At 29.6% G+C, this 14,446-nt stretch carries 13 protein-coding genes; all 13 read left to right on the forward strand.

Annotated features, from left to right (window positions below; genetic code table 11):
• Positions 1-176: 176 nt before the first annotated feature.
• The 13 genes from ACTJJ9_RS15730 (at position 177) to ACTJJ9_RS15790 (ending at position 14,366) form a co-directional block, all read left to right on the forward strand.
• Positions 177-917, forward strand: coding sequence for a Wzz/FepE/Etk N-terminal domain-containing protein (locus ACTJJ9_RS15730; RefSeq protein WP_145581503.1), 741 nt, complete (start codon positions 177-179; stop codon positions 915-917).
• Positions 907-1,575, forward strand: a complete 669-nt coding sequence (locus tag ACTJJ9_RS15735) for a CpsD/CapB family tyrosine-protein kinase (protein ID WP_145581504.1) — start codon at positions 907-909, stop codon at positions 1,573-1,575. The genes ACTJJ9_RS15730 and ACTJJ9_RS15735 overlap by 11 nt, the downstream gene beginning before the upstream one ends.
• Positions 1,576-1,964: 389 nt before the next feature.
• The gene (locus ACTJJ9_RS15740) at positions 1,965-3,785 is read left to right on the forward strand and encodes a nucleoside-diphosphate sugar epimerase/dehydratase (protein ID WP_145581505.1); all 1,821 of its coding nucleotides are present in this window, start codon (positions 1,965-1,967) and stop codon (positions 3,783-3,785) included.
• A gap of 59 nt (positions 3,786-3,844) precedes the next feature.
• Complete coding sequence (locus tag ACTJJ9_RS15745; RefSeq protein ID WP_440768712.1) at positions 3,845-5,035, forward strand: glycosyltransferase family 4 protein; 1,191 nt, start codon at positions 3,845-3,847, stop codon at positions 5,033-5,035.
• Positions 5,028-5,855, forward strand: a complete 828-nt coding sequence (locus ACTJJ9_RS15750) for a glycosyltransferase family 2 protein (protein ID WP_440768713.1) — start codon at positions 5,028-5,030, stop codon at positions 5,853-5,855. Before ACTJJ9_RS15745 ends, ACTJJ9_RS15750 begins: the two co-directional genes overlap by 8 nt.
• A 26-nt stretch (positions 5,856-5,881) precedes the next feature.
• Positions 5,882-6,952 carry an EpsG family protein gene (locus ACTJJ9_RS15755; protein ID WP_145585367.1) on the forward strand — a complete coding sequence of 357 codons (1,071 nt, stop codon included), beginning with the start codon at positions 5,882-5,884 and terminating at the stop codon, positions 6,950-6,952.
• 12 nt (positions 6,953-6,964) lie between these two features.
• Positions 6,965-7,114, forward strand: coding sequence for a hypothetical protein (locus ACTJJ9_RS15760; RefSeq protein ID WP_440768714.1), 150 nt, complete (start codon positions 6,965-6,967; stop codon positions 7,112-7,114).
• A gap of 99 nt (positions 7,115-7,213) precedes the next feature.
• On the forward strand, positions 7,214-8,338 hold the full coding sequence (locus tag ACTJJ9_RS15765; RefSeq protein ID WP_145585366.1) for a glycosyltransferase family 1 protein: 1,125 nt from the start codon (positions 7,214-7,216) through the stop codon (positions 8,336-8,338).
• Positions 8,339-9,529: a glycosyltransferase gene (locus ACTJJ9_RS15770; RefSeq protein WP_440768715.1), complete on the forward strand. Its 1,191-nt coding sequence runs from the start codon at positions 8,339-8,341 to the stop codon at positions 9,527-9,529. It abuts the gene before it with no gap.
• 49 nt (positions 9,530-9,578) lie between these two features.
• Positions 9,579-10,547, forward strand: a complete 969-nt coding sequence (locus ACTJJ9_RS15775; RefSeq protein ID WP_095299838.1) for a polysaccharide pyruvyl transferase family protein — start codon at positions 9,579-9,581, stop codon at positions 10,545-10,547.
• A gap of 28 nt (positions 10,548-10,575) precedes the next feature.
• Positions 10,576-11,841: a peptidase gene (locus tag ACTJJ9_RS15780; RefSeq protein ID WP_145585347.1), complete on the forward strand. Its 1,266-nt coding sequence runs from the start codon at positions 10,576-10,578 to the stop codon at positions 11,839-11,841.
• 17 nt (positions 11,842-11,858) lie between these two features.
• Entirely contained in the window at positions 11,859-13,403 is a 1,545-nt protein-coding gene (locus ACTJJ9_RS15785; protein ID WP_095299840.1) for a lipopolysaccharide biosynthesis protein, read from the forward strand.
• A 66-nt stretch (positions 13,404-13,469) separates the two neighbouring features.
• Positions 13,470-14,366 carry a beta-1,6-N-acetylglucosaminyltransferase gene (locus ACTJJ9_RS15790; protein WP_440768716.1) on the forward strand — a complete coding sequence of 299 codons (897 nt, stop codon included), beginning with the start codon at positions 13,470-13,472 and terminating at the stop codon, positions 14,364-14,366.
• Positions 14,367-14,446: the final 80 nt, after the last annotated feature.

Consider the following 14,446-nt stretch of genomic DNA (forward strand, 5'->3'; position numbering starts at 1 on the left):
TAATATAGCTTATATTTATTTTTGTGCATTCGGAGAAGGGTAAAATGGTGATCAATAAAAATATTGATTTATAAGAAAAAACATTGACTTGTTCTTTATAGTGAACTATTCTAAGTTATAGAGAGAACGAACTCGGTTAAAGGTATTTAATGATAAAAAGTAGGTGGATAAATTATATGTCTAGTTTTCCAGATCTAGAAGATAAACATAAAAAAGAGCAAAAGAAAATAAAGGAAATCGATATTAGAGAAATATTCATTGTATTAAAACGATATATATGGATCATTATTATGATTACTTTTATAACAACCTCTTTAGGTACCTATTACACGATTTCAACCTTCACTCCTTTGTATCAATCTACGAACAGAATTATTTTTGGATCAGCTGATGTCAATTTAATTACAACATTAAAGGTCATTATCAAGGATACTACAGTACTAGATAAAGTTGTTAGTAAACTTGATTTACCTTATACGTCAGAAATACTGGCAGGGAAAATTGATGTAGGAACTATAGATAATTCATCAGTTGTAACGATTACTATTACAGATAAGGATCCGGAGCAAGCTGCTCTGATAGCAAATGTTGTAGCGGAAACCTATAAAGAAGAAATTCCAAAAATTATGGGATTTAATGATGTAAAACCGTTATCAGAAGCTAAGGTAAATCATACTCCAATAAATCAGAGCCAAAACCGAAATATCGTTATATCGATTTTAGGTGGTATCGTTATAGGGGTAGGGTTAGCTTTCCTATTGGAATCACTAAACAATAGTATAAGAAAAGAAGATGAGGTTGAAGAGTTATTAGGTATTCCAGTGTTAGGTTCAGTCTCAACTATGAAAAAGAAAAATATGCAAAATAAAAGGAAAAACGACAAACTTATGTATAGAGGTGAGACTCTTGGTTCTTAGGATAAACAAGAAAAAATCAGTAAGGGAAAATTCAAAACGTCATTTTGTCTCATATTCTAATCCAAGCTCACAAATTGCAGAACAGTTTCGAACAATACGAACAAATATACAATTTTCCTCTATTAATAAAAAACACAAAACATTAATCATCACATCTCCATCACATGGAGAGGGAAAAACTACATCCGCAATTAATTTGGCCATTTCACTTTCTCAACAAGGGGATAAGGTCTTGTTAGTTGACGCTAACTTGCGAAGACCGACAGTACATTCTACTTTTAACCTAAAAGATGCATTAGGTCTATCAGAAGTTTTAATTGGAAAGGCAACGATAGAAGATGCAATAATACAAACTCAAATTGGTCAACTTGAAGTTTTACCTAGTGGTATAACTCCTCCTAATCCAGCGGAATTGATCGGTTCTAAAGCAATGAGTCAATTTATTAAGGAAATAACTGATGAATACGATGTAATTCTATTTGATTCTCCTCCTGTACTTGAAACAACCGATACTAAATTACTTGCCGGTCAGTGTGATGGGGTGATTTTAGTATTAACGAGTGGTAAAACAGATAGAGAAAAAGCGATTGAGGCGAACCGGTTATTAAATTTAGTAAGAGCAAAGGTATTAGGTGTTATATTAAATGAACGAAATTAACCGCTTTGTTCTTTTATTATAACGATCGGTTCTTTATTAAGAACGAATGAAATAGTATTTGTATAGGTGATATCTCCTAACCTTTATAAATGGAGGTACTCGGCCATGCTGTGGGTTGAAGAAACCTTAGACACGAGTTGTCAAGAGTGTGGTGTGAGGGCGGGTTAAATGCCCATTTATTTAAAATTCCCGCAAAGATATCTCAACTGTGAGATATTTTTGCGGGAATTTTGAAGGAAGCAAATGATATGAAGAAAATATATTTCCGAGAGTTTTCCCATAATGTTAGCTATATAATTTGTTCATTCATAAAACTATAAAAGTTAGTAAGGAGAAGCTTGTTTATTCCTATAGATTAAAACCAATTTAACTTGAAAGGAGGAAATAAAATGACCTATAAAAGTAGGTTATATTTCTTAATTAGCTTAGACTCCTGCATTGTCTTATCAACTATTTTTTTAAGCCATTTATTATTTAATCAGGTATCAACCACTCCTACTTCTGCAATGCTACTAAGTGCAGTAACCTTATTGATTTGTCATCATATTTTTTCATTCGTTTACAACCTTTATAAAAAGGCATGGGAGTATGCAAGCATTGGAGAGTTATTAAGTATATTTAAGGTTATCTCTTTCTCTATTTTTACAACAGCAATTGTTCAAGTGATTGCTTACCAGCAAGCTAACTATCGCGTACTAGTTGTTACATGGATGACACATTTATTATTAATCGGAGGATCGCGATTTATATGGAGAATCTATCGCGATAACTATTTAAAACCAACAGTAAACAAAAAGCGAACCCTAATCGTAGGAGCAGGCTCTGCTGGAACTATGGTAGTAAGACAGCTTTTATCAAATCCAGATGCAGAATTATTACCAGTAGCTTTTATCGATGATAATCAAAAGAAACAGAAGCTAGATATATTTGGAATACCCGTAATAGGTGGTGTGAAGGATATACCACTACTATCAGTTAAATACAAAATTGAAAATATCGTAATAGCTATTCCATCTTTAAATAAGAAGCAGCTTAATTTTATTTTTAAGGAATGCGCAAAAACAACTGCAAAAACGCAAATGATTCCAATGCTAGAGGACATTATGACAGGAAAAGTGTCAGTTAATCAATTTCGAGATGTTCAAGTTGAGGATTTATTAGGTAGAGAAACAATTGAATTAGACATGACAAGTATTAGTGATTCTATAACAAATAAGGTGGTGCTTGTAACAGGTGCCGGCGGGTCAATTGGATCAGAAATTTGTAGGCAAATTTCAAATTTTAGCCCAAAGAGATTAGTCTTATTAGGTCATGGGGAGAATAGCATTTACTCAATAGAAATGGAACTAAAAGAATCATGTAAAAACAAAGGAATTGAATTTATTACTGAAATTGCTGATTTACAAGATTATGAAAAACTACTATCTGTCGTAGATATTTATCAACCTAATGTCGTTTATCATGCTGCTGCACATAAACATGTCCCACTTATGGAACGAAATCCAGAGGAGGCAGTAAAAAACAATGTAATTGGAACTAGGAATATAGCACAAGCAGCAAGTCAACATGGTGTTGAAACATTTGTAATGATATCAACAGATAAAGCGGTAAATCCGACAAGTGTGATGGGAGCGACGAAAAGATTAGCGGAAATGATCATTCAGCATTTCGATCAAATTAGCTCTACGAAATTTGTTGCCGTTAGATTTGGAAATGTACTAGGAAGCAGAGGCAGTGTAATCCCATTATTTAAAAAGCAAATACAAAATGGCGGACCAGTTACTGTTACTCATCCTGATATGGTTCGTTATTTTATGACAATACCTGAAGCCGCACGATTAGTAATTCAGGCAGGTGCATTAGCAAAAGGTGGAGAAATCTTTGTCCTTGATATGGGGGAGCCTGTAAAAATCGTTGATTTGGCTATAAATCTAATCAAACTATCAGGTAATTCAATTGATGATATAGGGATTGAATTTACTGGTATAAGACCGGGGGAAAAACTTTTTGAAGAGTTGCTGACAAAAGATGAAGTTAATGAAGAACAAATATATACAAAAATATATATTGGGAAGACATCTGAGTTGTTTATAGATGAAATAAATTACATCATAAATAACTTTAAAAAATTTGACAGAAAACAGTTAAGAGAAGCGCTATTAGAATTGGCAAATGAAAAAATGAAACAGAAGAAGTTGATTTCGGTTTAGAACATACATGTACATTGTATGTTCTAAACAATTAAAAATTATGTATAAAGGGGCATGTAATGAAGAAAAAGTCAATTTGTGTCGTTACAACAAAATCTTCTACAGTTGAAGCATTTCTTTTAGAACAATTATATTACTTACAAAAAAATGGCTATGATGTCACAATTGTTTGTGATGTAGATGATGAGTTAGAAAAAAAATTGCCGAAATCAATATCGTATTACCCAATTCCTATGAAACGTGGAATTGAGATAGGGATGATCATAATTATTTGGAGGCTATTCCTATTATTTAAGAGGGAAAGATTTGATATTGTTCAATATTCCACCCCAAATGCAGCGTTTTATGCATCAATTGCTTCTTGGCTTGCCAGTAGACCGATAAGACTATATTGCCAATGGGGAATAAGATATGTAGGCTATAGAGGTCTAAGAAGATTGATTTTTAAACTAATTGAAAAAATTACATGTTTATTATCAACTGACATTGAACCTGATAGTTTCAGTAATTTGCAATTTGCTAGGGAAGAAGGTTTATATTCCACTAAAAATAGTAGAGTTATTTGGAATGGAAGTGCAAATGGTGTAAATATAAAAAAGTTCGATATAAATAAGAAAAATGAATGGAGAAATGAAATTAGAAAATATTATAACATTCAAGGCTCTGAATTTGTATATGGTTTTAGTGGAAGATTAGTGAAGGACAAAGGGATAAATGAGTTAATAGCAGCATATAAAATAATTTATGAAAATTTTGTACCTAATTCCAAATTATTAATTGTAGGTTCGTATGATGATGATAATAACATTGATCAACAATTGATGTCTTGGGCAAGAGATAGTCAGTCAGTCATTTTTTGTGGATATACCAATGAGATAGAAAAATATTATTCTGCAATGGATGTTTTTATTTTACCGAGTTATCGAGAAGGCTTTGGAAGTGTAGTAATAGAGGCCGAAGCGATGGGGAATGCTGTAATTGTGACAGATATTCCAGGGCCAATTGATGCAATGAAAAAAGGAGTGACTGGTTTAACGGTTAGAAAGGGAGAGGTTGGCGAATTAGTTAATGCGATGAAAAAGTTGTTTGATGAGGTGGATTTGCTCTTATTAATGAAAGAAAATGCAGTAAAATTTTCACGGGAGAATTTTGAGCAAAAAAAGCTATGGAATCATGTGCTTAATGATAGAAATTTGTTAATTCAACGAACTCGAACAAAAAGCATGGGAGTGTATAGAAAAAATGCATAGAAGTCCGAAGGTTTCTGTCATTATGGGGATATATAATTGTGAAGATACATTGTCTGAAAGTATTGAGTCAATAATTAATCAAACCTATAAAGATTGGGAATTAATTATTTGTGATGATGCTTCAACTGACAGTTCATATAAGATTGCTTGTCATTATGCGAAACGGTATTCAAATAAAATAATTGTAATAAGAAATAATGAGAATATTAAGCTTGCAGGGACATTAAATAAATGTCTTTCAATAGCAGCAGGAGAATATATTGCAAGACAAGATGGAGATGATATTTCATTAATTAATAGATTGGAAAAGCAAGTGGATTTTTTAGACAATAACCTACATTATATGGTGGTAGGTACAGGGATGATTCCTTTTGATGATTTGGGAGAAAACGGGATTAGAATAGGAAAACCTGAACCACGTAAAGAGGATATCCCTAAAAATCGAATTTTTATGCATGCTACTATTATGATGAGAAGAGAAGCTTATATGGCATTGAATGGTTATCGGGTTGCTACTCGGACAAGAAGAGCGGAAGATTTTGATTTATGGATAAGATTTTTTGCTAAAGGATATAGAGGCTATAACCTACAAGAAGCTTTGTATAAGGTAAGAGAAGATAATTCTGCTTTTGCAAGACGGAAATTTAAACATTATACAGATTTATCTTTACTTATTTTTTTGGCATGTAAAACATTGAAGCTGCCAATAAAATATTATCTTTTTATGTTAAAGCCACTAATTATTGGATTATGTCCAACTCTTATCGTTAGAAATTACCATAGATATAAAGATTCAATTATAAACGAAAAGAGTATATAAATATTTGAGATTTCTAGGTGGAAAATATGACTTTATTTTGGATTAATTTATTTTTAGTATACTCATTTTCTTTTTCTTCCAGATTGGTCGCAGGATATACTAATCCTATTTCAAATAATTTCCCAAAACCTTATAAGCCGTTCGTTGCTCTGGCATTGTTATCATTAATTTTAATTTCAGGGTTAAGAATAAATATTGGAGATACTAGTGCATATACCCATAGTTATCTTATGAATGATTTTACTTGGGAATATGTTCAAAATAATAAAGATCCAGGATTTAGTATTTTACAAATGATATTAAAAAATATAACAGAAGACCCTCAATTATTATTATTTATAACGGCATTTGTAACTAATTTACTTATTGGGATAACTTTATATAAATATTCAAGAAATATAGAGATTAGTTTATATGTATATATTACATCAGGATTATTTACTGTTTCAATGAATGGAATAAGACAATTTCTTGCAGCTTCTATCATTTTCTTTTCTTTAAAGTATTTATTAAAGGGAGAGTTCAAATTCTATCTTATTTTTGTATTAATTGCTTCTACTTTCCATCAAAGTGCCTTAATTCTAATCCCTATATATTTTATTGTAAGAAGAAAAGCATGGACAAAATTCACCTTATTTATAATCGCTTTAGCTGTCACACTAGTGTTTGGTTTCAACTATTTTTCAGAGATTTTATTTTCTGCGATAGAAGATTCACAATATAGTCATTATAGTGATTTTAATGAAGGTGGAGCTAATATTATGCGAGTTCTCGTAGATATCGTTCCAGTTATTATTGCGTTTTTAGGAAGGGAAAAGTTAAGAATACTCTGGCCGAAAATTGATATAATTGTAAATTTGTCACTTATTAATTTGGTTTTTGGTTTAATTGCTACACAAAATTGGATTTTTGCAAGATTTAACATCTATTTTAGTTTGTTTAATTTAATTTTAATTACATGGATCATATATGCTTTTAAAGATTCTAATAAAAAATTAATATATTATGGGATTATAGTTTTATATTTTCTATATTATTATTACGACCATGTGATTATACAAGGGATAAATTACCAAAGTAATATTATTAAATTTTAAGAGGGAATATTTGTGAATTCTATAAAGAAGCTTAATCAATATGATTTACAAGAAATTATGGTAAAAACCGTCCTTATGTACCAAGATGCTGAGGATATTAAAGTAAGAGAAATTATTCAACAAATAATAACTCAAATATTAAGTCGAAATACAAATAAATAAAAATATTTAATTTATCTGTTAGGTTTATTATTGATAATACCAAATGCTGATATTTAAAATTTTTAACCCAACAATAAATGAGTTGGAGGGACCCTGTAAGTGGAAAAGATTAGTGAGAAAAGAGTTCTACACGTAGTTGGAGCAATGAATAGGGCTGGAACAGAGACAATGTTAATGAATATCTATAGGAATATTAATAGAAAAAACATACAGTTTGATTTTCTAACTTTCAGTAATAAAGATTCTGACTATGATGTTGAAATTAAAAAGTTGGGAGGTAGAATAATTACTTTATCAAATCAATATTCTATTCTTGAAATAATTAAAGCAATAAGGACATATGGTCCATATGTCGCTATTCACTCACACACTTTATTTCACAGTGGTATTGTATGTGTCGCGGCAAAAATTGCTGGAATTAACGTTAGGATATCACATGCACATACAACAAATGATAAAAGTGATACGTTTATACGTCAGCTCTATATGAAGATAATGAGGTATTTAATAAATGCATATTCTACAAAACTTCTTGCATGTAGTCAGGCTGCAGGAATTTTTTTATTTGGGGAGAAGAAAATTTTGGGGAATCAATATTTACTTTTTCCGAATTTAATCGATTACACTAATTTTCTAGTGAATAGAAAGGAAGATGTAAAAAAGTTTAAGGAAAAGGAAGGGTTAGGAGATTCCCTTATTATCGGTCATATTGGTAGATTTATTGATTCGAAAAATCATAAATTTTTAATGGAGATAATGGGAAATATTGTTGAAAAGAATCCCAAAGTTAAAATGATTCTTGTTGGTGATGGAGAATTAAGAGAGAGATATGAAGAAATTGCCCAAAAAGAAGGTTTACAAAATAAAATTAAATTTTTAGGAATAAGACAAGATATAGCAACAGTCTTGCATTCAATGGACATATTTGTTTTTCCATCAAAATATGAAGGGTTAGGCCTTGTTCTCCTTGAAGCACAGGCTTGTGGTATACCTTGTGTTGTTTCAGAAGCAATCCAACCAGAGTCAGATTTACAAATGGGATTAATGACAAAGTTATCTCTTAATGATGGACCAGAAATTTGGGCTGATGCAATATTGCAAAGAATAAATAAAAAAGAATTGGATATTGAAATGATAAAAAATAGTTTTATTAAACAAGGATATTCAATGAATTCTGGAATAACAAAATTAATAAGTTTATATGAAAATGAAATGGAGGATTAAATGAAAAAAATATTAATTTCTTCGTACGATATGGAAGTGGGTGGTGTTGAAAGAAGCCTTTTAAGTATGCTTGATAACTTTGATTATAGAAAATACGATGTTGATTTATTTTTATATAAACAACAAGGAGATTTTCTATATTTGCTATCCCATAATGTTGATTTATTAGAAGAAATACCTCAATATACGACCTTTAGAAAATCAATTATTAGTGTATTTAAAGAAAAACAATTTTTAATTGGACTTGCGCGTGTCTTTTCAAAGATAAAGGCAGATATTAGCTCAAAATTAAGAGGTGTTGTCGAGCCAGGTTATTACCAAATGCAATTGATGTGGTTGTCTGCTCTACCTTTTTTACCATCAGTTGAAAAAGAATATGATGTAGCAATTAGTTATTTATGGCCACATTATTTTGTAGCGGATAAGGTAAAAGCTAGAAAAAAAATTGCATGGATACATACTGATTATTCTACAGTCAATACAAATATTAAAGTAGACTTAAAAATGTGGAAGAAATTTGATCATATAGTAACTGTATCAGAATCATGTAAAGAAGCATTTTTAAAAAAATATAGCGAATTAGCTAATAAAATTACAGTAATAGAAAATATTGTTTCTCCGACATTTATTCATGAAATGGCACAAATAAAAGTAAATAATAATATGGTTCATGATGAGAGGTTTAAAATTGTAACAGTAGCTAGATTATCACATGCAAAAGGAATTGATAATGCTGTAAAGGCGTTAAAAATCCTAAAAAATAAAGGTTATAACGATATTGCCTGGTATGTTGTTGGCTATGGTGATGATGAATTAAAAATAAAGGAATTAATCAAAAACTATCAATTAGACGATAGTTTTATTTTATTAGGAAAAAAAACAAACCCTTATCCATATATAAAGGAAGCTGACCTATATGTACAACCATCAAGATATGAAGGGAAGGCTGTTACAGTAGTAGAAGCACAAATACTTTTGAAACCTGTGTTAATAACAAATTATACAACTGCAAAGAGTCAAGTGAAAAATGGAATTAACGGCATGATAACCGAATTATCTGTTGAAGGGATTGCACGTGGAATTGAAACATTATATAAAAATCCAAGTTTAAGAAATACTTTAAAAATGAACTGTGAAAATACAGATTTCAATAATCATTTAGAAATTGAGAAGCTTTATAACATCTTTTAAAGATTACGCTTAGTTAATCATTAGTATTATAAAAAGGAGCATTTACTAAATGGAAAATGTCTTATTGTTAGATACATCAGTCGGATCGCTCAACAAAGGAGACGACATAATAATGAAGTGTGTGAAAAAACAATTGTCGGATATAACAAAGAAGGCTTATGTGTTGACATTACCTACTCACGTTTCTCCATTTCATTGGTACCAAGTCGCAAGGAATTCAAATCGAGTACAAATTTATAGTAACGCAAAATATAAATTTGTTGGAGGTTCAAATTTACTTACTATGGATATGTTAACTCACTTTCCACAGTGGAATATTAATATATTTAATTATAAACCATTAAAAGGAAGTATATTACTTGGAGTTGGTGCTGGTAAAGGTTCAGAAATAAACTGGTACACAAAAATGTTGTACAAAAAAGTGCTTTCCCATGAATACATTCATAGTGTAAGAGATGAGAGAACAAAAAAAATTCTTGAAGAGATGGGGTTTAAAGCTTTGAATACTGGTTGTGCGACATTATGGTCTCTTACCCCACAATTATGTAATGAAATACCAACAAAAAAATCAGAATCGGTTATTTTTACTCTTACACATCACTCTAAGGACATGAAAAACGATCAATTATTGATTGATACATTAAATCAACATTATCGCAATGTGTACTTCTGGATCCAGGATGCAAAGGACTTAGAATATTTGAAAACTCTTAATCATACTGAAAAGATTATCCACGTCTCTCCTAGTATTGAAGAGTATGAAAAAATATTAAGTACAGATGTTGATTATGTTGGAACCCGACTACATGGTGGAATATACGCAATGCGACATAAAAAACGCTCTATTATTATTTCGATTGATGAAAGAGCGAAGGGTATGGAAGAAACATATAATCTTAATACCATTGATAGAAATAACCTAAACGAACTTGCTGAAATGATTAATTCTGAAATAGTAACAAATGTAAATGTTAATTTTGATATTGTAAATGAATGGTTAAATCAATTTGAAATTTAGATAGGTTGTGATGAAACGGGAGGAAAATATGAATAAACTAATCTTAAATAATATTGTAGTGAAAAATAACAGAGTAGATTACTATTTTAGTTTAGAAGGTCAATTACAAAAGTATTTTAGAAATGAAAATCATATGTTTATTGAATATAACTTTGGAGTTGAAGATGTTCCAGTAAGTATATTATCAATTCCATTTGTATCAAATGTTATACCACTCATTTGGATAACAGACTCAGTAATACAGCTAAAACAATTGGATAAAACGTTTTTTGAATGTTTAGATGATTTAAAGGCAGCCTATCAAGAGATGTTTCCATCGGTTAAGTTTAATGGAGCCATTCTCCTTGAGGAAATTGTTCCCAATTATTACGTGCATGAAAAAGAAGCTGCTTCCCTGTTCAGTGGAGGTCTTGATGCACTAACAACTTTTATAAGAATAAAGGATAAAAATCCTCTACTAATTACAGAGTATGGATGGTATGAAAATGAAATAACATATAGTGATGTATGGGAAGCAGATAAACAAAATGCAGTTGATTTTGGTAAAAGGTACGGACTTGATAATATTCTTATCCAATCGAATTATGGTACCTTTTTAAAAGCCGAAGAAATTGACATTGATTTTAAGAGGAAATTAGGAGACTCATGGTGGCATGGTTTACATCATGGATTAGCTATAATTTCCGCAGCAATTCCAATAGCATATCTTTTCAAGGTTAAATGTCTTTATATTGCTAGTTCAAACTCACCTTTATATAAAGTAACATGTGCATCTGATCCTACAGTTGATAATAAGATAAAATTTGCCTCAGGAAAGGTATTTCATGATGCTTACGAACTTACTAGACAGGATAAAGTAAAGGTTGTTGTTGATTATTCCTTAAAATCAAACGAAAAGTTAAATATAAGAGTATGTTTTAAAAATGAGGAAAATTGTTGTAAATGTGAAAAATGCTTACGAACAATCTTAGGAATACTTGCTGAAGGGGAAAATCCGTTAAATTATGGTTTTAATATATCAGATAATATGGCTGACCATATTAAAACATATTTGTATCAAGAGGTTAAATTTTTTACCGATACATTCATTAAAATTTATTGGAATCTGATACAAAATAGGATGAGAGAAAATTATTCAAAAATTAAAAATGAAGATTTACTCGATTGGTTTTTAGATTTTGATTTTGTAAAAGAGCGAAAAAGAGCATTATTAAGATATAGAATAAGAAACTTTATGCCTATATTAAAAAGAAAGCTAAAGATGAAGCTAGATAAAAAGATTGTGTCAAATTAAAAAACAGTAGGTGGATAATGAGAATTGAAAATTCACTTAAAAATATGCTTTTTGGGATCTCGGGACAAGTTATCAGTGCAATTATGGGGTTTGCTGTTAGAACTGCATTTATATATACGCTAGGTATTGAATATTTAGGAATAGATGGGCTATTTTCAAGTATTTTAATGATGTTATCCTTAGCAAATCTGGGGTTCGATTCAGCCATTATTTATAATTTGTATAAGCCATTAGCAGAAAAGGATCAATATAAAATACAAGCATTCATTAACTTATACCAAAAGGCTTATAGAATAATAGGTATTGTCATATTAATCATTGGTTTATCATTAATGCCATTTCTTAGTTATTTAATGAATGGTCAAACTTCAATTGAACATATAAATATTATTTATTTGATATTTTTGCTTAACTCTGTTTCATCATATTTTTTTGTATATAAACATTCTATCATAATTGCAGATCAGCGTAGTCATATTATATCTAAAATACACAGTGTATTTATATTTATATCTAATTTAATTCAAATTATTTTATTAATATTGGTTGGGAATTATATATTAGTCCTCATTACTCAAGTTTTATTTAGAATAATCGAGAATGGTTATATCGCAAAAAAGGCAAATAAGTTATACCCATTTTTAAAAGGGAAAAATATTTCAAAATTAACGAAGTTAGAAAGAAAAGCATTTTTTAAAGATTTATATTCTTTATTTTTATACAAAATTAGCGGAGTAGTGATTAATGGAACAGACAATATCATTATTTCCATATTTATTGGTGTAACTACAGTGGGAATTTATTCAAACTATCTATTAATCATTACAACATTAACTACATTTTTAGGATATATTTTTTATTCAATTACTGCTAGCGTGGGGAATGTCATTGCAAAAGAAGGTCAAGAAAAGAAATATTTTATTTTTCGGGTGTTAAATTTCTCGAATTTCTGGATATACGGATTTTTTGTTGTATGTCTTTGGAATTTAATTAATCCTTTTATCACAATATGGCTAGGTGAACAATATATATTTAATAAATATATCGTTTTTGCTATACTAGTTAACTTTTATACGACAGGAATGCAAGATGCACCTACAACATTTAGAGATACAACCGGGTTGTTTAATAAAGGGAGATATAGGCCTGTCATTGCTGTAATTATCAATATTATATTTTCAATAATTTTTGCTAATCAGATAGGAATAGCAGGGGTTATATTAGGGACTGTTATTAGCAGATTTTGTACCTATTTTTGGTACGATCCTTACGTTATTTTTAAATACGTATTTAATCAATCAGTTAAAATTTATTTCCTAAGATATTTTCAATTTACTGTTCTAGTATTCATGTCAGCAATAATTACAGATGCTATAGGTTCATTATTTTTTCAAGATAAGCTGTTGCTTGAAATAATCGTACGTATTCTAATATGTATAATCGTTCCAAATTTTATTTTTTATTTAATCTTTAAAGGCTCTGTGGAGTTTAATTATTTATTAAGTATAGTAAAAGCAATTACGAAAAAATATACTCGAAAGAAAGTTGCTGAAATAGCTTAATAATATATGAAATTATTTTATAAGCTATTTAGGGGGCTAGGGATGAACAGTAAAGGGGATAACCTAATGAATGAAATTAGTCAATCTCAGTTGCGAATAGCCTATATGTTACAAGTCCATAAAAATCCAAAACAAGTAAATACATTTATTGAACAACTAATATCTGAAGACACAGCTGATGTTTATATTCATATTGATAAAAAATATATAGATGAATTATCAACAAAAATAATAAAACATCAGAATGTATATATTACTGAAAAATCGATTAATGTAAGCTGGGGAGATATTTCTCAGATTGATGCCACTTTACTATTAATAAACGAAGTTTTAAAAGCGAATAAAAATTATGATTTTGTTTGCTTACGTAGTGGGCAGGATTTATTAGTGAAAAATGGCTTAAAGGAGTACTTATTACAACATCCCGGTAAAATTTTTATGACTTCGGAACATATAACTAAAAGAATTGATAAAGCTTTTCTAAATGTAAGATGGTTTAATTTATTAAGAAGGCAATATAGTAGTAAATATCACCCTTTTAGGCTATTAAGAAGGGGAATCATTTATTTATATAGTATTGGTTTGAATTTATCACCTAACTTTTATAAATTACCAAATGAATATGAATATTATCATGGTTCCCAATGGTTTTGCATGCCGTTAAATGTAGCTAAATATGTAGATGAATTTGTTGAAAATAATAGTTGGTTCTATAAAGCATTTAAAAGAGCTTTATGCCCCGATGAATGGTTTTTTCAGACTATTATTATGAATTCACAATATAAAACAAATGTAATAAATAATAATTTAGTTTATATTGATTGGAATGGAAACCATCCTGAAATTTTACAAACAAAGGATAAAAAAAGTATTAACAAGTCAAACCATTTTTTTGCGAGGAAATTTGATGAAAAAGTCGATGATAAAATCATTAATTATTATAGCCAAAGAGTAAAAATGTAGAAAAGGTTATTAAACTGATAATATCTAATAATAGTTATTTAATGTATAAAGATACCTTTTCTAAAATATAAGGGAGGTTT

This window comes from Metabacillus sp. 22489 (assembly GCF_052044855.1).
In the GTDB taxonomy this organism is placed as follows: domain Bacteria; phylum Bacillota; class Bacilli; order Bacillales; family Bacillaceae; genus Metabacillus; species Metabacillus niabensis.